Genomic DNA, 19549 nt, shown 5'->3' on the forward strand with positions numbered 1-19549 from the left:
CAGCCCGGCCTGTTCCACCCATTTCATGTTGAACTGGGTCGCCGGCATGTCCGAGTTCGGGTCCTGATAGAGCGCGACAAGCTCATGCAGCGGCCGGTCGCCGATCACCACACCGGCCGCGTGGGTCGAAGCGTTACGATACAGACCTTCGAGTTGCAGGCTGATCCTGATCAGATCGCCAACTTCCTCATCCTCGTCCCGCTGTTTCCTCAGCTCCGGCTCGACATCCAGCGCCTCGGCAAGTGTCACCGGGTTCGCCGGGTTGTTCGGCACCAGTTTGCAGATCCGGTCTACCTGACCGTAGGGCATTTCCCTGACACGCCCGACATCGCGCAGGGCCGCGCGGGCCTGCAGCTTACCGAACGTGATGATCTGGGCGACCTTGTCGCGGCCATAGCGCTGCTGCACATAGTCGATCACCTCGCCCCGGCGGTCCTGACAGAAGTCGATATCGAAGTCAGGCATCGAGACACGTTCCGGATTGAGGAAGCGTTCGAACAGCAACCCCCAGCGCAGCGGGTCAAGATCGGTAATCAGAAGCGAATAGGCGACGAGAGAGCCCGCACCGGATCCACGGCCCGGGCCGACCGGAATGTTCCGTTCCTTGGCCCAGCCGATAAAGTCCGCGACGATCAGGAAGTATCCGGGAAAGCCCATCTGCTCGATGATGCCGAGCTCGAAGTCGAGACGCTCATGGTAGGGCTGTGCCACCTCGGCGCGGGTGGCCTCGTCCATGTCCTCGGTAAAGACATAACCTTCCAGCCGCTTTTTCAGCCCTTCCTCGGCCTGTGCCCGTAATTCCTCCGCTTCGTTACGGCCGCCAACCGTATCGAAGGGCGGCAGGATCGGCGCCAGTTTCTCGGGCATGAAGCTGCAGCGCCGGGCAATGACCAGCGTGTTGTCCACTGCTTCCGGCAGATCGGAGAACAGCTCCCGCATCTCCGCCGCGCTTTTGAACCGGTGGTGCGGTGTCACACGGCGGCGGTTCGGATTGCCGATCACCGTGCGCCCGGCAATGCACAGCAGCGCGTCATGCGCCTCATACATGGCTTCGGTCGCGAACATGCACTCGTTCGTGGCCACAAGCGGGATGTCATGCTTGTAGGCAAGATCGAGGAAAGGCGCTTCGGTGCGCCTCTCGGCATCCGTAAAATGACGCTGGATTTCGACATACAGCCGGTCACCGAACAACGCTTTCAGATCCAGCAGCGCGGTTTCCGCCTCTTCCGCCCGGTTGTCCAGCAACAGTCGCCCGATCTTCCCTTCCGGGCCGCCGGTCAGTGCGATCAACCCGTCGCTCCGCCCTTCCAGATCATCGAACGGTATCTGCGGGGACTCGCCCGGGTCGGTCTTGGTAAAGGACCGGCTGATCAGATCCATCAGATTGCGGTAGCCTGCATCTGTCTGGGCAATCAGCACTATCTGATCGGTCTGGTTTGGCATATGCGCCGTACCGCCGACGACTTTCAGACCGCTGCGCGGTTCCGTGTCTGGCCGGCGGATGGCGAGCTGCGCCCCGACAATCGGCTGCACGCCGGCTCCGGAGGCCGTTACAGCGAACTCCAGCGCGCCGAAAAGATTGCCGCTGTCGGTCATCGCCACCGCCGGCATCGCGTTCTTGGTGGCGAGCGAAACCAGCTCCTTGCCCTTGATTGCGCCTTCGGCAAGCGAGTAGGCGGAATGGACGCGGAGATGAACGAAATCAGCGTGAGACATGCGGCCCTCTTAACAGCAGGTCCGGGATTGTTTCACAGCCCCGCGGGAGCGTCAGCATGAACAACAGGCGAACACCTGGAAGCCGCGCATAAAATTTTGATATTGCTTACTTTATTGATTTTAGCGTGCCGTCCCGCAACTCCACGATCCGGTCCATGGAGCGGGCGATCTCGAGGTTGTGCGTAGCGATCAGGGCTGCGATTCCCGTTGCCGAGATAATCCGGCGAAGCTGCTTGAAAACCTCGTCCGCGGTTTGCGGGTCGAGGTTGCCTGTCGGCTCATCGGCCAGAAGCACAGCGGGTACATTCGCAATGGAGCGGACGATAGCAACCCGCTGCTGCTCACCGCCGGACAGTTTCGCCGGGCGATGGGTTTCGCGATTTTCCAGGCCAACCAGCTCAAGCAGCTGCCTGGCCCGATCCCGCGCCTCGCTTTTCGACAGGCCCGAGATCAGTTGCGGCATCATCACATTCTCAAGCGCCGAGAATTCCGGCAGCAGGTGATGGAACTGATAGACGAAGCCAATTCCGTCCCGCCGGATCCGGGTGCACTCTGCCTCGCTTGCCTGGCTGCAATATTCACCCTGGAAGATCACCTCGCCAGTGCTCGGCGGCTCCAGCAGGCCCGCGATATGCAGCAAGGTGGACTTGCCCGCACCGGATGGCCCGACCAGCGCCGTCACCTCACCCGCTTTGAGGCTGAGATCAATATCGTGCAGAACCGTCAGAACTCCCCCGGCTTCCTTGAAGCTGCGGGAGACGCCGCGCAACTCCAGCACGGCGTCGCTTGTCGTCCCGCCACGCGCAATCCGCTCAATATCGGACATCGGCTTCCCGTCCGGCCCCGAATCACTCATAGCGAAGGGCCTCCACAGGATCGAGCCGGGATGCACGCCAGGCCGGGTAAATGGTCGCGGCGAAAGACAGGAACAGCGCCATGGAAACCACCGTGATCACCTCGAGCGCGTCGACTTCGGCCGGCAGCTTCGACAAGAAATAGATCTCCGCCGAGAACAGCTCGGTTCCTGTCAGGCTCTGCAGGGCCTGACGGATGGATTCGATATTGTCGCAGAACACCAGCCCGAGGATGGTCCCGCCGATCGTCCCGATCACACCGATGCTGGCCCCGGACATGAAGAAAATCCGCATCACCATACCCTTGGACGCCCCCATGGTGCGCAGGATGGCGATATCCCGCCCCTTGTCCTTCACCAGCATGATCATCGAGGAAATGATGTTGAAGGCAGCCACCAGAATGATCAGCGTCAGGATCAGGAACATGACGTTCCGCTCTACTTCCAGCGCATTGAAAAAGCTCGAATTCTGCTGCTTCCAGTCGAGCGAATACTTATCCACGCCAATCACTTTTCGGAGCGGGATACGGACCTCGTCGACCTGTTGCGGGTCGTTCACCATCACTTCGACCGCGTTCACCGCATCGCCGCTTTTGAAGAAGGTCTGGGCGGCCTTCAGCGGCATGTAGATGAAGGTATTGTCGTATTCATACATGCCGACATTGAAGAGCGCCGCGACCGTGAAGGCCCGCATCCGCGGCACACTGCCGATCACGGTGGTCGTGGTGCTCGGCGAGATCAGGGTGATCTTGTCACCCACGCCAACCCGGAGACGGCGCGCCAGCCTTGCCCCCATGATCACCCCGCTCTTGCCGCTGAATTCCTCCAGCGACCCGGCGATGATGTTGTCGGGCACGATCTGCCGGCTGAGCAGTGCGCTGGCCCTGAGACCACGCACCAGAGCGCCCGAGGCAATGCCGTTCGCCATGGCCATGACCTGGCCCTCAAGCTGCGGCGTGACCGTCAGCACGCCCGGTATTTCACCGATCCGGACAGCCAGCTCATCAAAGCCCTCGATCGGGGCGCCCTTGCTGTAGACCGACATATGGCCATTGAGGCCAAGAATCCGGCCGACCAGTTCCGCCCGGAAGCCGTTCATCACCGACATGACGATGATCAGGGTCGCAACCCCGAGACCGATGCCGAGCAGGGAAAACCCCGCAATGACGGAGATAAAACCTTCCTGGCGGCGGGAGCGCAGATACCGCATGGCGACCATGCGCTCAAAAATGCCGAACATTAAGAACCCCTTAGAGCCGGACCCCAATCAGGAAGCGAACCTGTTCAGGACCGCTTCCGGTGTCATTTCCTCGACGTCGCCGCTCTTGCGGTTCTTCACCTCGACCACACCGGACTTCAGTCCGCGCGGTCCGACAAGGATCTGCCACGGCACGCCGATAAGATCGAGATTGGCCATCTTCGCGCCGGGACGCTCGTCCCGATCATCGATCAACGTCTCGATACCGGCAGCCGAGAGCTTGGCATATAGGTCTTCGCAGACCGATGTGCATCCCTCATCGTCGGTTTTCAGATTGGCGATGCCAACCGTGAAGGGAGCGACCTGTTCCGGCCAGATGATGCCTTTGTCGTCATGGCTGGCTTCGATGATCGCGCCCACCAGACGGGAAACCCCGACACCGTAGGAGCCCATATGCACCGGCACGTCCCCGCCTTCCGGCGCCGAGACCATGGCATTCAGCGGGGCGGAATATTTGGTGCCGAAATAGAAGATCTGGCCAACCTCGATGCCCCGGCGTTCCTTCAGGTTCTCCTCCGGCACCGGTGCCTCGCCCGGAACATGCTTCTCGTCGGTCGCGGCATAGAGTGACGTATAACGCTCGACGATGGCATTCACCTCGTCCATGTCCGCGTAATTCACGTTCATGTTGGCGAAATCCTGGTTCTCCCAGGCCTGATCGTAGAACACGCCGCTCTCACCGGTATCGGCGAGGACGATGAACTCATGGGAAAGATCGCCGCCGATCGGGCCGGTATCGGCCTTCATCGGGATCGCGCTCAGCCCCATGCGGGCATAGGTCTTCAGATAGGCGACGAACATCTTGTTGTAGGAGTCCACCGCGCCTTCATAGGTCGTGTCGAAGGAATAGTTATCCTTCATCAGGAATTCACGGCCCCGCATCACGCCGAACCGGGGGCGTACCTCGTCCCGGAACTTCCACTGGATGTGATAGAGCATCAGCGGCAGCGCCTTGTAGCTGCGCACATGGGTCCGGAAGATGTCTGTGATCAGTTCCTCGTTGGTCGGCCCGTAAAGCATGTCGCGCCCGTGCCGGTCCTCGATCCGCAGCATTTCCTTGCCGTAATCGTCATACCGGCCGCTTTCGCGCCAGAGATCGGCCGACTGGATGGTCGGCATCAGGACTTCCTGGGCACCGGCCGCGTCCTGTTCCTCGCGGACGATCTGCTCGATCTTGCGCAAAACCTTGTAGCCGAGCGGGAGCCAGGAATAGATCCCGGCGCTGGATTGCTGGATCATCCCGGCGCGCAGCATCAGGCGGTGGGAGACGATCTGCGCCTCCTTCGGATTTTCACGCAGCGTGGGCAGAAAATAAGCGGAAAGACGCATGGAATCCTCTGTGGTCTGGAAGTCTTGTCCCTGACCGCACGGAGCGGCGTAACGGGGCGGCATAGCGCCGCGACACTCTATGGAAAGCCTTTTCGGCTGTCCAAACGAAAACGCGGCCCGTCAATCGGCCGCGTTTTCGCTGATTTATTGGTTTTCCAGACATGCCCGGACAGACACGCCTGAACAGGTATCAAACTGGCGGCATACCGCCCCTGATCCCGAAATTGAGCAACCCCATCCAGAATCGCTCGAGCTCCCGGTACACCGTGCTCGACTCGTTCAGACGATCGGGGCTTCCGCCGGAGTCCCCTAGCGCCGAAGCGTGGCGATCGAACATTTCGGTGACAAATCCGCAAAGCTCCAGCCCCTTGTCGGAGAGCTTCACCCGGATCGACCGGCGATCATGCGCGGATCGTTCCTGCGCGAGATAACCGTTCTCGACCATCTTGCGGACGTTGTAGGACACGTTCGAGCCGAGATAATAACCCCGGTTCGTCAGCTCCCCCACCGTCAGTTCCTCGCTCCCGATATTGAACAATATCAGGGCCTGGATGTTGTTGATGTCTTCGATCCCCTTCCGGTCGAGCTCCATCTTCACAACTTCAAGAAATTGTCTGTGAAGACGCTCGATCAGTTTGATCGCTTCCAAGTACTCGTTTTTGATCGCGGAAGGGTCCGCTGTATTCTGGTCCGGTGTCGTCACGCCCGACATAAGCCTCCGAACTCCAATATTAGCTATGAATTAGTTACAATAGTGCTCGTTCTTGTAACGTCAAAAACACGTAACACGCAACCTAATTGCCGCGAAGTTTATTGAAGACAGCAGAGAAATCCAGGCCGCCATTCCCCTCTGCAACAAAGTTTCCGTAGAATTCCGCTGCCTTTTCCCCCATTGGGGTTGTGGCTTTGGCGGATTTCGCAGCCTGTTGCGACAGATCCAGATCCTTCAGCATCATCGCCGCGCTGAAGCCAGGTTGATAGTCCCGATTCGCCGGAGACGTCGGAACCGGCCCCGGAACCGGGCAATAACTTGTCATCGCCCAGCACTGTCCGGAAGACTTCGAGCTGATGTCGAAGAGCTTCTGTCGCTCCAAACCGAGTTTGTCCGCAAGAGCGAAGGCTTCGGACACGGCAATCATTGAAATGCCGAGCACCATGTTGTTGCAGATCTTGGCTGCCTGACCGCTGCCGCTGCCGCCTGCATGGACGATTGTCGCCCCCATGATGTCGAGCAGCGGACTGGCGCGCTCGAACGCCGCATCCTCGCCGCCGACCATGAAAGTCAGGGTGCCTGCCTCGGCTCCGCCGGTGCCGCCGGAAACCGGCGCATCAAGCATGGGGAAACCTTTAGCCGCGGCATCCGCCGCCACCGCCCGCGCGGTATCCACATCGATGGTCGAGCAATCGACGAAGAGAGTTCCCGCAGCCGCATTCGGGAAAACGCTCTCCTCATAGACCGCCCGGACATGCTTTCCCGCCGGCAGCATGGTGACCACCACCTCGGCACCGCTCACGGCGTCGGCCGCGCTTGACGCCGCCGTACCGCCTGCGGAAGTGAGTTTTTCCAGGCTTTCCGCGGAAAGATCAAAGCCGCGCACGTCATGGCCCGCGCCCAGCAGGTTCCTCGCCATTGGCAGGCCCATATTGCCAAGCCCGATGAATGCGATACTGGTCATGTGTTAGCTCCCTCGTCCTTATTGTTTTCTTATGGTCAGGGCCCGCGCGGCTCCGCTTTTCCGGTCAGAGTCCGATCTTGCCGTCTGATTCAAAATAAGCCGCGACCATCTCCGGCGTGACCGCCTCAAGTGTCGACGGCGTCCATTTCGGCGTCCGGTCCTTGTCGACCAGCAATGCCCTGACCCCCTCAAAGAAGTCATCGGCGATCATGAAGCTTTGGACCATGGTGAATTCCATCGCCAGATCCTCGGCCAGGCTGGCGCAACGCGCGCCCCGGCGCACCATTTCCAGTGTGACCTTGAGGCTGGTCGGAGAACGGTGCTCCAGCATGGCAGCGGTCTCTTCAGCGAAGCTGCCGCCATCCGCCTTCAGGGCCGCGAGGATATCCTCAACCCGGTCATGGGCAAACGCGCTGTCGATCACGGCACGGTGCTCAGCCAAGGGCGCATCTTCAGCGGGAATCGCATGCTCGGACAGCAGAACGGAAATCCGGCCCGCCGCGTCTCCATCGAGATCAAGCGTTACCAATTCCCCCCGCAATGCCTGCAACGTCTCGCTGGGCATGAAATGCGTAGCCGCCTCTATGTAAAGGCAGTCCGCGGCCTTCACCATCGCACCGGTGAGCGCGAGATAGGTCCCGAGCTCGCCCGGGCAGCGCGGCAGGAACCAGCCGCCGCCGACATCGGGAAACAGGCCGATACCGGTTTCCGGCATGGCGAAGAGCGTGCGCTCGGTCGCGATCCGGAAATTGCCATGCACCGAAATGCCAACACCGCCACCCATCGTCACACCGTCCAGCAGCGCGATATAGGGCTTCGGGTAGTCGGAAATCGACCGGTTCAGACGATATTCCTCACCGAAGAAATCCAGCATCAGTTGGGTCGGCTTGCCCGTCTCGCCCTCTTCCAGCCGCGAGCGACGCACGGCGACCACGTCTCCACCGGCGCAAAAGGACTTTTCTCCGGCCCCCTCGATCAGGATGGCCCCGACCTTCGGATCTTCGGCCCAGGCGTCAAGCTGCACCTGCATCGCCCGGATCATGTCCAGTGTCAGCGAATTCAGGGCGCGCTGGCGGTCCAGGGTGATACAGCCAATGGCGCCCTGAACTTCAAAACGAACGTCTTCCGTCATTGATTCCATTCCGTGAGGAGTTTGCGCGCGATGATCACACGCATGATTTCGTTGGTACCTTCGAGTATCTGGTGAACGCGCAGGTCACGAACCAGCCGTTCGAGCGGGAAGTCACCAAGATAGCCGTATCCGCCATGGATCTGCAGGGCTTCATTGCAGATCCGCGAGCAGAGATCCGTCGCCAGGCGTTTCGCCATGGCGCAGTGCTTCGTCGCGTCCGGGGTTTTCCGGTCCAGACTGTCCGCCGCCCGGTGCACCATCAGCCGGGCCGCATCCAGTTCCGTCGCCATGTCCGCAAGCTTGAACTGAATGGCCTGGAATTCATTGAGCTTCTTGCCGAACTGGGCCCGGTCGGCAGCATAAGACAATGCCGCCTCAAGCGCTGCGCGGGCACCGCCGAGGGAACAGGCGGCAATATTGATCCGCCCGCCATCGAGCCCGGCCATGGCGATCTTGAAGCCGTCGCCCTCGTTACCGACGAGATTATCCCGCGGTACCGGGCAATCCTCGAAATTCACCATGGAGGTATGCTGGCTATGCCAGCCCATCTTCCGTTCCTTCTTGCCGAAGGAAAGTCCCTCCGAGCCGCGCTCGACCAGTAGGCAGGACACACCACCGGCTCCGTCGCCACCGGTGCGGGCCATGACGGCGTAGAGATCGCTGGTCGGCCCGCCGGAAATGAAGGCCTTGGCGCCGGACATCCTGAAGGTGCTGTTCCCCTCCGGTGTGGCGCGGGTTTTCAACGAGGCGGCGTCGGAACCTGCTCCGGGCTCGGTCAGACAGTAGCTCGCCATCTGTTCCATGGAGGTCAGCTTTGGCAGGAACCGCGCCCGGATCTCGTCCGAGCCGAACCGATCCACCATCCAGGAAACCATGTTGTGGATCGAAATATAAGCCGCAGTCGAGGGACATCCGGCGGACAATTCCTCGAAAATGATCGCCGCATCCAGCCGGCTCAGCCCGGAGCCGCCATGCTCCTCGCCGACATAGATTCCGGCCAGCCCGAGTTCCGCTGCCTTGCGAATCTCTTCCACCGGGAAGATCTCTTCCTCGTCCCAGCGCGCCGCGTTCGGGGTGAAATGCTCTGCCGTGAAAGCGCGGGCCATATCCTGAATGGCGCGCTGTTCCTCGTTCAGCTGGAAATCCATCTACAATCCTCCATGACCGGCACATGTTCTTTGCAGCATGTGTTTCCGGCGCGGATCATAAGGGGCGCCCGGCCGGTGTTCAATGCTCGCGCCAGCCTCGCGCCGGACATTCCGCCGCCTGCGACGGCCCGTGCGACAACCCGTGCCTTTTCACCGGCCCTTCTCCGCTTTAACATCCGTGACGAGAGAAACGCCTGCTGGTTAACGAACAAGGCTCAAAACAATGCCCCTGAACGGATCCGCCCCGCACCTGTCCACGACCGAAACGCCCCTGCATACAGGTCCGGGATTCCCGTCGATCCGGATGCGCCGGAACCGGCAGACCGACTGGTCGCGCCGGCTTGTGGCGGAAAATCGGCTGTCCGTCGATGATCTGATCTGGCCGGTTTTTGTGCGCGTGGGTCATGGTCTGGAAGAACCTGTCGCTTCGATGCCCGGTGTGTTCCGCTATTCCGTCGACCGGCTGCCGGAGATTGTCGGCAAGGCGCGCGATCTTGGCATTCCAGCGGTCGCCCTCTTCCCCTTTACCGAGCAGGAACTGAAAGACGAAACCGGCAGCTATTCCGAGCGGGACGACAATCTGGTCTGTGAAGCCGTTCGCGCGATCAAGGCGTCCGTGCCGGATATCGGCGTGCTGTGCGACGTTGCCCTCGACCCCTATACCAGCCACGGCCATGACGGCGTGCTCCAGGATGATCGCATCCTGAACGACGAGAGCGTCGAGATCCTGTGCCGTCAGGCACTGGCCCAGGCCCGCGCCGGCTGCGACATTGTCGCGCCGTCGGACATGATGGACGGACGCATCGGCGTGATCCGCAAGGCCCTTGACGCACACGGCTTCGACAATGTGCAGATCATGGCCTATTCGGCAAAATATGCTTCCGCCTTCTATGGCCCTTTCCGGGACGCCGTCGGCTCGTCGGGCACCCTTGGTAAAGCCAGCAAATCCACCTATCAGATGGATCCGGCCAATACGGACGAAGCCCTGCGCGAGGTCGCGCTTGATATTGCCGAGGGCGCGGACATGGTCATGGTCAAGCCGGGCATGCCCTATCTCGACATCGTGCGCCGGGTGAAGGACACCTTCTCCATGCCGACATACGCCTATCAGGTGAGCGGCGAATACGCGATGATCTCCGCTGCCGGTCTGAATGGCTGGATCGACCGGGAACGGGCCATGGTGGAAAGCCTTCTCGGCTTCAAGCGCGCGGGCGCTGATGGCATCCTCACCTACTTCGCAATCGAGGTGGCGGAGCGGTTGAAGGCGGGCTGACCCGCCCCTGATATTTGCCCAATAAGTCGCCCCCCTTAATCACCCGTCAACCATTGGGCCCTATACCATCCTGAAAAAGGACATGGGCGGGCTGCGCCCATGCGGTTATGTCAAGGGCAGGGTGACGAGCATATGCGTATTTATAAATTTTCCCTTCCGTTCGCGGCGGGAATATTGCTGACCATCTCTTCCATATCCTCTGGAACAGGCGCCCAAGCTGACACGATCGACGTCAGCGGCACAGGCATCGCACTTGGGATCGCCGCTAAGCTTGGAAGTCAGATTCACGCAGACTCTCCCGCGGACAAGGTCATCGTTCTGCCCAGCATGGGATCCGGAGGTGGCCTGAAAGCCCTGCGCGATGGTGTGATCGGAGCGTCATTCTCAGCGCGAAACCTGAAAGAGTCCGAAAAGGCGCACGGACTCCACGAAGCTCACTGCATGCGCACGCCACTGGTTTTTGCCACGACACATCCAGCCCCGGGCAATTTCAACCGGAATGAACTCCCAGAAATCTATGGGAACGCCCTGCCCAAATGGAATGACGGGACACAGCTTAAAATCATTCTGCGGTCCCGCAGCGGGTCAGAGATCCCCTATCTTGCCTCGCAGGTTCCTGGCCTCGGAGAACAATTCGAGGCGGCTTTCAAGCGTCCCGATGTCGCGATAGGAACAAGCGATCAGATCAATGCGGGGCTCGTTGGCAAAATTTCCGGCTCCCTTGCCATCATGACGTTGCTGCAAATCAAGGCAGAAGACCTCGATCTCAATCTGGTTTCCATAGATGGGGTTATGCCCAGTGCGGCCACGGTCTCTGATCAGAGCTATCCGTTTTCCCTGCGGGTCTGCCTCATTCTACCGAAAGACCCGACACGCCTCGCACTGAAACTCGCCCAGGAGATGATATCTCCGGAGGGGCGGAAAATGATCATCAGCATGGGGGCAGCTCCATCTGACTAAGATCGTTTCATGTCTTTAAACCTCAGACCGATGAAGCTCATCGCACTGATCGAAAAGCTGGCCATAGTGCTGGCCATCGTCATTGGGCTCGTCCCCCTGACGGTCTTTGGCTTTTTTGAATACCGGAAACTCACGGAAGTCGCCGAATACAAAGCAACCATATCGGCCAACACTGTCGCCCGGTACGCCTACAGAAACGGCGCCCGATGGAAATATGCCGGTCACCGTCTGCCGGAATTGCTGGCACGTGCGAATCCCGACAACGCGACACATCAGGCCCTTCTGGACACTGACGGAGAAATACTGGCCGAGACCGGCCCCGAGATCCTGTCCCCCGTGCTGACCAGCCGAATAGCCGTAACGGAAAGCGGGCGGGCGGTTGCATATGTCGCAATCAGGCTATCGCTGAAAAAGTTCATCCGCGACATCACGACGTTCAGCTTGTTCACCTGCGGTATTGCCGCTCTGTTCTATGTGTTTCTGAGGTCCGTTCCGCTCCGCGCCTTGCGAAAAACCGCCCTTTCTCTGGCAGAAACGGAATCCTCGCTGCGCCAACAGGTCGAATTGACACAGAAAGCCCTCAATACGGCGAACGAACAGCGCTCCCAGGCCGAAGCCGCCGGACAGGCAAAATCAGAATTCCTGACCCACATGAGTCACGAATTACGGACTCCACTCAATGCGATTATCGGCTTCTCGGATCTGATTTCCGGCGGTTATCTCGGCGACCTGCCCGCCAAGTACAAAGAGTACGCCGACGATATCAATGTCAGCGGCAAGCATCTGCTCGAATTGGTCAGCGAAATCCTGGACATGGCCAAAATCGAAAACGGACAGCAAGAACTGGAACGGACACCTACCAGCGGTATCAGCCTGGCGAACGAATGTATCCGCCTGATGTCAGACCTTGCTTCCCGCAAGCAGATCGAGATCAAACTGATACATCAAGAGACAGAGCCGTTCCTCGCCATGCTCGACCGCATCCGTGTCCGCCAAATTCTGCTCAACCTGCTTTCGAATGCCATCAAGTTCACGCCCACCGGCGGGTCGGTCACATGCGAAGTCACGCATTCACCCGACGAAAGATTGACATTCATCATCACGGATACCGGCGTCGGCATGACCGAAAGCGAGATCAAGGTCGCGCTGAAACCGTTCCAGCAGGTTGCGCGCAATGCATCGCTTGCAGCCGAGGGAACCGGGCTCGGCCTACCGCTCGCGGAGGCCCTGACAAAGCTGCACAACGGCACCTTTGACATTCTTAGTCAGCCCGGCACCGGCACCAAGGTCATCATCAGCTTCCCGAGCGGGTCACAGGAAGAAAACCTGGGCGCGCCAGACGTTTCGCATTCACGTCTGGCGCTGTAGCAAGCCAGAAACCGCCCCGTTATCACCGCTTCCCGATCACACCAGTGCGAAGATCCGGGCCGGACCGCCGGTGCCGCCTTTATGTTTTGGCGCACCGACAACCAAAGTCGCCCCCTTGGCCGGAACCTTGTCCAGATTTGCGACGCATTCAATGCCGAACCGGCCGCTTGGCAGCCAGGCATAGTGGGTCGCGAAATCACCGGACATGCCGTAATCGAGCGACAGCGTATCGACCGCGATTGAGGCCGCGCCGGTCTCTTCCATCAGCATTTTCACCGCTTCGACATGGAAGCCCGGATAATGCTGTTTCGCGCCGTCAAAGCCGCGAAACGCAGAGCTGCCGATCTTCTCTCCCCAGCCGGAATACATCGCGACGCAGGCATTGGCGGGAATGTCGCCATGCTCGTACATCCAGGTTCGCAGATCGGCTGGCGTGACTTGTGAGTCAGCGCTTTCCTCCGCCTTGGCGGAAATATCGATGACACAAAGCGGCGCCACCAGATTGGAGACCGGAATTTCGTCGACGGACATTCCATCCGCGGAGAAATGCAACGGAGCGTCGATATGCGTACCCGTATGCTCGTTCACGGTGAATTCGAACAGATTGAAGCCGTGTTCCTTGAAGTTGAACTTCTGCTCGGAAGAAAATTGCGGCTCGCCAAAATAGGTCGGGAAGTCCGCATGCAGTGTATGCGTCATGTCCTCGACTGCATTATGTCCACCGGCCAGTGCCTGCGGGGCCGAAAGCGTCGCACCGGCAACGGCGGCCACACCAGCCGCGGCCGCGCCTTTGAAGAGATTGCGGCGGGACAGCATCTTTTCCTTCACCGAATTCATCACGCAAATGTCGCACATGGAAGCCTCCTTACTTTTATTACCAGAGAAGTCTATGCACGCGTGTGGCGAGAGTGCAATGCAACATAAATTGTGGGGCTTACGGTAATTCCACCGCTTTGGCGCAAACGAACAGCCCGAGAGGGCAGGCTGCGGTTTTATTTTCTGCCGGTCTCCCGGCTCAAAGCACGTTCTTTTCTTCCAGAAACTTCTCCGCCATCCGCAGATGCCAACTCCCCGATGCGTCATGAAAACCGACATGACCACCGTCAAGAGGCAGAAGCGGTGTCAGGCGCGCTGATGCCGACCAGTCGAAATCAAGATAGCCGGCCCCCGGTATCCAGGGATCGTTGAGGGCATGGATGATCAGCGTCGGGGTCGTGATGCCCTTCAGATAGCTCTTGGCTGAGTTTTGCGTGTAATAGTCCCGCGCGCCCTCGAAGCCGTTGCGTACCGCGACATGACGCTCATCGAATTCAAAAATCGTGCGTACAGTGGCGACAGCCTTGCTTTCCGTGACCGACAGGCCCGGGGTCGCCAGCGCCTCGCGCTTCATGCTCTTCAGAAGCCAGTGATGATAGAGCTTGTTACGCGGCTGGATGATGCGCTCGGAAGAGCGGGCAAGATCTATCGGCGCGGAGACGGAGACGGCGGCCACGACATGCGGGCGCGTCTGTTCTCCCAGATATTTCAGCATCATGTTGGCGCCGAGGGAAGCGCCGTAAAGCACGAAACGGTCGGCTCTTCCAGTCTCGCGCAACTGAGCCAGCACGGCGTCCAGATCTCCGGTCCGGCCGGCATGATAGGACTGCGTGCAATCGCCCCGCGTCGGCCCCGCCCCGCGCAAATTGAGCCGCAAGACCGACAATCCGGCAGCCACGAAATGCCGGGCCGCGTCGCGCACGAGATAACTATCCTCGCACCCGGTCAGCCCGTGAATGATGACGAGGAGTGGCGCATCCGGCAGAGGCTTCACCGGCTGTTCCAGCATCCCGCTCAGGCAATCGCCGGTCCCGTCCGGCATGCGGAACATCAGTCGCTCCGACCGGGCGGAGCCGATGCGCGGCTTACCGCCGACAAAGAAACTCCTCAATGTTTGCAAATGCCCGCCAACCCAGGGGAAGCGCGGCTGGAACGGCGGATAAGAGGGGATGTCAGGAAGCGTCACGTGATGCCCCATCCCCTTCTGTGGCGGACAGCTCTTCTCCCCCGTCTTCATCTTCTTCCACCGGCTCGAACTGCATGAGCCATTCATGCACCGCCCCGATTTGCGCCTCGTCCATCAGTGCCGGTGCATGGCCGCAGCCTTCGAACTCAATGAGATCGGCCTTCGGTCCACGCTCCGTCATTTCCTCTGCCACATCACGCGGCAGCAGATCCGAATTGGCCCCGCGCAGCACCAGTGTCGGGCACTGGATCATGTCATAGACGGCCCAGAGATCGACATCCTGGATCGGTCCCTCGAACGCGTCCCCGATGGCCGGATCGTAATGCATGCGATAGGTCCCGTTCGGCTCCCGGATAACGCTGTGCTGGGTCATTTCGGACCAGTCCGCATCGGAAAGATCGCCGAAATCGGCCAATGTCTCCCGCAGATAGTTTCCGGCTTCATTCAGGTTCCGGAAGATCGGGGGATCGGCGACATAGCTCCCTATCCGTTCCAGCGCCTCTTTCGGAATGAAAGGACCCACATCGTTGATAATCAGCCGCTTGACCGGCGTCCCTTCGCGGGAGGCCAGCAGCATGCCGATAATGCCGCCCATGGAGGTGCCGAGCCACTCGACCTCGCTGAGACCGCGATAATCCAGCAGCGCATCGGCATGGCGCAGATAGGTCTCGAAATTATAACCGTCCTTGTTATTCAGCCAGTTGCTGCGGCCGCGCCCGACCACATCCGTCTCGATACAGCGAATATCACGGCCGATCACCCGGGCCAGAGCGTCGAAATCGCGGCCCTGGCGGGTCAGCCCATGGGCGCAGATCATGGTGCGCGGTAGTTTCCGGTTACCCCAGTCCGTAAAGGCAAGCCAGATGGTGCCGTGATCGTCGGTGAAGGGGAAACTTCCCTGATCTGGTTTCATGTCTCGTCTGGTCCCCGGTCTCGCCCCATCAGGGCTTGCTGTTCCCGCCGACAGTTTCCCACCGACCGGCAATGCGTCAAGTGCGCAGCCCACTTGCCCGCGCCCGCGATACTGATAAGGTCCGGCAATCATTTCAGTGGGAGACCCTACAGTGGAACGCGAAACACCCCGTGTGGTTCCGGTTGCCGAGCGGCACAAGGCGGACTGGCGCCGTCTCTATGACGGTTATGCGGCTTTCTACAAAACCCAGATGACAGACGAAATCGCCGACACAGTCTGGGGCTGGCTGCACGATCCGGCCCATGTGCTGAACTGTCTGATCGCCGAGGATGCAAATGGCAAGGCCATCGGTCTCGCCCATATCCGTGCCATGCCGCGCCCACTCTCCGGTGCCGAATGCGGGTTCCTCGACGACCTGTTCGTCGATCCGAACGCGCGCGGCCAGGGCGTATTCGAGGCCCTGTTCAAGGCGATGGACGCGATGGCACAGGACAAGGGCTGGGCGATGGTTCGCTGGCTGACCCAGGAATTCAACTATCGTGGCCGCTCCGCCTATGACCGGATCGCCACCAAGACGCCTTTCATCCTCTATCAGCGCGAAACACCCTGACCTAAGGCTCTCCACAAGAGAGAGCACGGAGAGACTTATGCCCTACACAATGATTATCGCCCTCGCCATCCACATCGTCTCGGCGGTGATCTGGGTCGGCGGCATGTTCTTCGCCTATACCTGCCTGCGGCCCTCCATGGGCACGCTGGAGCACGCACCCGACCGACTGCGCCTGTGGCGTTCCGTCTTCGCCCGTTTCTTCCGGTATGTCACCATGGACATCGTGCTGCTGATCGCCAGCGGTTACTGGATGATCTTCATGGAATTCGGCGGCTTCGCCGGAGCCGGCATGCATATCCACATCATGAACCTGACCGGATTTCTGATGATGGGCCTGTTCGGCCATCTCTATTTCGCCGAATGGCTCAAGTTCCGCCGTGCGGTCGATGCACAGGACTTCCCGACGGCAGGAGCGCGGCTTAACCGCATCCGGATGATCGTCGCCATCAATCTTGGCTTGGGCTGGATCACGATAATCGTCGGTACGACCGGTCGCTATTGGGGATAGCATTCTTGCCGGAGCCCGGCTTGCCGGGACCTTTTCAATCCCTTACAAATCCCCACCAGATCTCTGAGTTAATTCACAAAGGAACAAGCGCATGGCAGCGTCAGGAGGTCCCCTTTCCGGGGTGACGGTGGTCGATCTCTCGCGGATCCTCGCGGGACCCTATTGCACGATGATGATGGCCGAACTCGGCGCCCGGGTGATCAAGGTGGAAACGCCCGGAACCGGCGACGACGCGCGGCATTACGGGCCGTTCATCAACGGCAAGTCGGCTTATTTCCAGTCGGTCAACCGGGGCAAGGAAAGCATTGCGCTGAACCTGAAGAACGACGACGACAAGGCGGTCCTCGACAAGTTGCTGGAGAAGGCCGACATCATCGTCGAGAATTTCCGGCCCGGCACCATGGAGAAGCTCGGCTTCGGCTGGGAGCGGCTGCACGAGAAATTCCCGAAGCTGATCTATGTCTCGGCTTCCGGCTTCGGCCATTCCGGCCCGGACATGTACCGCCCGGCCTATGACATGGTCGTGCAGGGCATGGGCGGGATCATGAGCGTGACCGGTCATGAAGGCGCGCCGCCGACCCGGATCGGCACCTCCATCGGCGATATCGGCTCCGGCCTCTATGCCGCCATCGGCGCCATGTCCGCGCTGTTCCACCGGGCCGGCACCGGCGAGGCGACCAAGGTCGACATTTCCATGTTCGACTGCCAGCTCGCCCTGCTGGAAAACGCCATCATGCGCTATTTCGTCTCCGGCACCGCGCCGGGTCCGCTCGGCGCCCGGCATCCCTCGATCACGCCGTTCGAGGCGTTCGAGACCGAGGATGGCTACATCATCATTGCCGCCGGCAACGACTCGCTGTTCCACAAGATGGCCGACGGCCTTGGCAAGCCGGAATGGAAAGAGGACGCGCGCTACACCACCAACGACCTGCGTGCCCAGAACCAGCCACATCTGAAGATCGAGATCGAGGCGATCCTGAAAACCGGGACGACCGAACATTGGGGTGCCGTCCTTGACGAGGTCGGCGTGCCGAACGGGCCGATCAACGATGTCGGTCAGGCCGCCGAATATCCGCAGGCCGCCGCCCGCAACATGATTGTTGATGTGGATGACCCTGTCACCGGCCCGATGAAAGTGGTCGGCAATCCGATCAAACTGACCGCATTCGACGATCCGAAGACCCGCGTTCCGTCACCGAACCTGGATCAGGACCGCGAACGCATCCTCAAGGAGCTTGGACTATGAATCTGATGCGCAACGAGCTCGATTTCTCGAGCGAGCCTGCCCTCACCCCGAACACCGATCCCTACGCGCTGGCGAAGGCCCTGTCCGGCCGTCACCTGATCGGCGGCAAGCTGGTCCCGGCCTCCTCCGGCAACAGCTTCGAGGTCATTGATCCGGCCACCGGAACCGTCATCGGCTATGGCGCCGAAGGCGACGAGGCCGACGTCAATCTCGCGGTCGAGGATGCCGCAGCGGCGCAGAAGGAATGGGGCAAGATGCGGGCCCGGGACCGGGGCGCGCTGATCCATAAATGCGGCGAGGTCCTGATGGACCATGTCGAGGAACTCGGCCGCCTGATCGCGCTGGAAACCGGCAAGGCCCTGCGCACGGAAAGCCGGGTCGAAGCCTCGATCCTGGCTGACGCCTTCCTGTTCCATGCCGGCCTCGCTTCCGAGCTCAAGGGCGAAACCGTTCCGCACCATCCGGACATGCTGACCATCACCGTGCGCGAGCCGGTCGGCGTTGTCGGTGCGATCATTCCGTGGAACGTGCCGCTGCTGCTGATGGCGCTGAAAATCGCTCCGGCACTGGTCGCAGGTAACACCGTGGTGGTGAAGTCCGCCGAGGAAGCACCGCTGACCGTGCTGCGCGTCTGCCAGATCCTGGCTTCCGTGCTGCCTGCCGGCTGCTTCAACATGCTGTCCGGTTACGGCCCGGAATGCGGCGCCCCGCTGGTCGCCCATCCGAAGGTCGGCAAGATCACCTTCACCGGCTCCGTCGAGACCGGGAAGATCGTCTACAAGACGGCCGCCGACAAGCTGATCCCGGTTACCCTGGAGCTTGGCGGCAAGAGCCCGATGATCGTCATGAAGGATGCCGACATCGACAAGGCCATCGGCGGCGCCGTCACCGGCATGCGTTTCACCCGCCAGGGTCAGAGCTGCACCGCCGCCAGCCGCATGTTCGTCCATGCCGACGTGCATGACGAATTCGTCGCCAAGCTGCGCGAGCAGGTCGATGCCATGGTGATGGGGGATCCTCTGGACGAGAAGACCGATATCGGCACCATCATCTCGCCGGAGCAGTTCGCCAAGGTGAAGTCCTATATCGATCACGGCAAGGGCGAGGCCGGTGCGGAAGCCATCGAATGCTCCGCCATGCCGACGGAAGAAAAATTCAAGGACGGCCTGTTCGTCCGCCCGGTGGTGTTCCTCGGCATGACGAACGACAGCAAGCTGGCCCGGGAGGAAATCTTCGGCCCGGTGACCTGCGTCATCAAATGGACTGACGAAGAGGAAGTGCTCGCCGCCGCGAACGACAGCGATTACGGCCTTGCCGCCACGGTCTGGACCAACGACCTGAAAGCAGCGCTGAACTTCACCGAGAAGCTGCAGGCAGGCTTCGTTCAGGTGAACCAGAACCTCGTGGTGCAACCGGGTCTTTCCTATGGCGGTGTGAAACAGTCCGGCATCGGCAAGGAAGCCACGCTGGAAGCCATGCTGGAGCATTTCACCAAGAAGAAGACCATCATCTTCAACAAGACCTGATAAGCGCGTCCCTGATAAGGGTATTATAGCG

The 19549-nt window shown here is 60.3% G+C and carries 18 protein-coding genes; 7 read left to right on the plus strand and 11 right to left on the minus strand.

Annotated features, from left to right (window positions below; genetic code table 11):
- From dnaE to AAC126_RS10440, 8 genes are all read right to left on the minus strand, one after another.
- Positions 1 to 1716: DNA polymerase III subunit alpha (gene dnaE, locus AAC126_RS10405; protein ID WP_339853031.1), on the minus strand; the 1716-nt coding region annotated here is incomplete at its 3' end.
- A 106-nt stretch (positions 1717 to 1822) separates the two neighbouring features.
- Positions 1823 to 2572, minus strand: a complete 750-nt coding sequence (locus AAC126_RS10410) for an ABC transporter ATP-binding protein (RefSeq protein ID WP_339853032.1) — start codon at positions 2570 to 2572, stop codon at positions 1823 to 1825.
- Positions 2565 to 3809 carry a lipoprotein-releasing ABC transporter permease subunit gene (locus AAC126_RS10415; RefSeq protein ID WP_339853033.1) on the minus strand — a complete coding sequence of 415 codons (1245 nt, stop codon included), beginning with the start codon at positions 3807 to 3809 and terminating at the stop codon, positions 2565 to 2567. The genes AAC126_RS10410 and AAC126_RS10415 overlap by 8 nt, the downstream gene beginning before the upstream one ends.
- Before the next feature lie 27 nt (positions 3810 to 3836).
- Entirely contained in the window at positions 3837 to 5156 is a 1320-nt protein-coding gene (gene proS, locus AAC126_RS10420) for a proline--tRNA ligase (protein WP_339853035.1), read from the minus strand.
- 190 nt (positions 5157 to 5346) lie between these two features.
- Positions 5347 to 5868: a MarR family winged helix-turn-helix transcriptional regulator gene (locus AAC126_RS10425; RefSeq protein ID WP_339853036.1), complete on the minus strand. Its 522-nt coding sequence runs from the start codon at positions 5866 to 5868 to the stop codon at positions 5347 to 5349.
- A gap of 82 nt (positions 5869 to 5950) precedes the next feature.
- Complete coding sequence (gene mmsB, locus AAC126_RS10430; protein ID WP_339853039.1) at positions 5951 to 6832, minus strand: 3-hydroxyisobutyrate dehydrogenase; 882 nt, start codon at positions 6830 to 6832, stop codon at positions 5951 to 5953.
- Between the two features lie 64 nt (positions 6833 to 6896).
- Positions 6897 to 7964: an enoyl-CoA hydratase/isomerase family protein gene (locus AAC126_RS10435; RefSeq protein WP_339853041.1), complete on the minus strand. Its 1068-nt coding sequence runs from the start codon at positions 7962 to 7964 to the stop codon at positions 6897 to 6899.
- Entirely contained in the window at positions 7961 to 9112 is a 1152-nt protein-coding gene (locus AAC126_RS10440) for an acyl-CoA dehydrogenase family protein (protein WP_339853042.1), read from the minus strand. The genes AAC126_RS10435 and AAC126_RS10440 overlap by 4 nt, the downstream gene beginning before the upstream one ends.
- 223 nt (positions 9113 to 9335) lie before the next feature.
- On the opposite strand from AAC126_RS10440, the gene hemB reads away from it, so the two are divergent.
- The 3 genes from hemB to AAC126_RS10455 all read left to right on the plus strand — a co-directional run bounded on the left by hemB (position 9336) and on the right by AAC126_RS10455 (position 12713).
- Complete coding sequence (gene hemB, locus AAC126_RS10445) at positions 9336 to 10385, plus strand: porphobilinogen synthase (protein WP_339853044.1); 1050 nt, start codon at positions 9336 to 9338, stop codon at positions 10383 to 10385.
- A 174-nt stretch (positions 10386 to 10559) separates the two neighbouring features.
- A complete protein-coding gene (locus AAC126_RS10450) occupies positions 10560 to 11345 on the plus strand; it encodes a substrate-binding domain-containing protein (protein WP_339853047.1) in 786 nt (261 codons plus the stop codon).
- A gap of 30 nt (positions 11346 to 11375) precedes the next feature.
- Positions 11376 to 12713: a HAMP domain-containing sensor histidine kinase gene (locus AAC126_RS10455; protein WP_339853049.1), complete on the plus strand. Its 1338-nt coding sequence runs from the start codon at positions 11376 to 11378 to the stop codon at positions 12711 to 12713.
- Positions 12714 to 12749: 36 nt separating this feature from the next.
- Here the strand turns inward: AAC126_RS10455 and AAC126_RS10460 are convergent, their stop codons facing one another.
- The 3 genes from AAC126_RS10460 to AAC126_RS10470 form a co-directional block, all read right to left on the minus strand.
- A complete protein-coding gene (locus AAC126_RS10460) occupies positions 12750 to 13568 on the minus strand; it encodes a cyclase family protein (RefSeq protein WP_339853052.1) in 819 nt (272 codons plus the stop codon).
- A gap of 160 nt (positions 13569 to 13728) precedes the next feature.
- Positions 13729 to 14715, minus strand: a complete 987-nt coding sequence (locus AAC126_RS10465; protein ID WP_339853054.1) for an alpha/beta fold hydrolase — start codon at positions 14713 to 14715, stop codon at positions 13729 to 13731.
- Positions 14702 to 15628 carry an alpha/beta hydrolase gene (locus AAC126_RS10470; RefSeq protein WP_339853057.1) on the minus strand — a complete coding sequence of 309 codons (927 nt, stop codon included), beginning with the start codon at positions 15626 to 15628 and terminating at the stop codon, positions 14702 to 14704. The genes AAC126_RS10465 and AAC126_RS10470 overlap by 14 nt, the downstream gene beginning before the upstream one ends.
- 151 nt (positions 15629 to 15779) lie before the next feature.
- Between AAC126_RS10470 and AAC126_RS10475 the strand changes: the two genes are divergently transcribed.
- The 4 genes from AAC126_RS10475 to AAC126_RS10490 all read left to right on the plus strand — a co-directional run bounded on the left by AAC126_RS10475 (position 15780) and on the right by AAC126_RS10490 (position 19518).
- Positions 15780 to 16238: a GNAT family N-acetyltransferase gene (locus AAC126_RS10475; protein WP_339853059.1), complete on the plus strand. Its 459-nt coding sequence runs from the start codon at positions 15780 to 15782 to the stop codon at positions 16236 to 16238.
- A gap of 37 nt (positions 16239 to 16275) precedes the next feature.
- Positions 16276 to 16746 (plus strand): CopD family protein, encoded by a 471-nt coding sequence (locus tag AAC126_RS10480; protein ID WP_339853062.1) that lies wholly within the window; start codon positions 16276 to 16278, stop codon positions 16744 to 16746.
- 91 nt (positions 16747 to 16837) lie between these two features.
- Positions 16838 to 17992: a CaiB/BaiF CoA-transferase family protein gene (locus AAC126_RS10485; RefSeq protein ID WP_339853064.1), complete on the plus strand. Its 1155-nt coding sequence runs from the start codon at positions 16838 to 16840 to the stop codon at positions 17990 to 17992.
- Complete coding sequence (locus tag AAC126_RS10490) at positions 17989 to 19518, plus strand: aldehyde dehydrogenase family protein (RefSeq protein WP_339853065.1); 1530 nt, start codon at positions 17989 to 17991, stop codon at positions 19516 to 19518. The genes AAC126_RS10485 and AAC126_RS10490 overlap by 4 nt, the downstream gene beginning before the upstream one ends.
- Positions 19519 to 19549 lie beyond the last annotated feature (31 nt).

It is taken from the genome of uncultured Nisaea sp. (genome assembly GCF_963974195.1).
Classification (GTDB): Bacteria; Pseudomonadota; Alphaproteobacteria; order Thalassobaculales; family Thalassobaculaceae; genus Nisaea.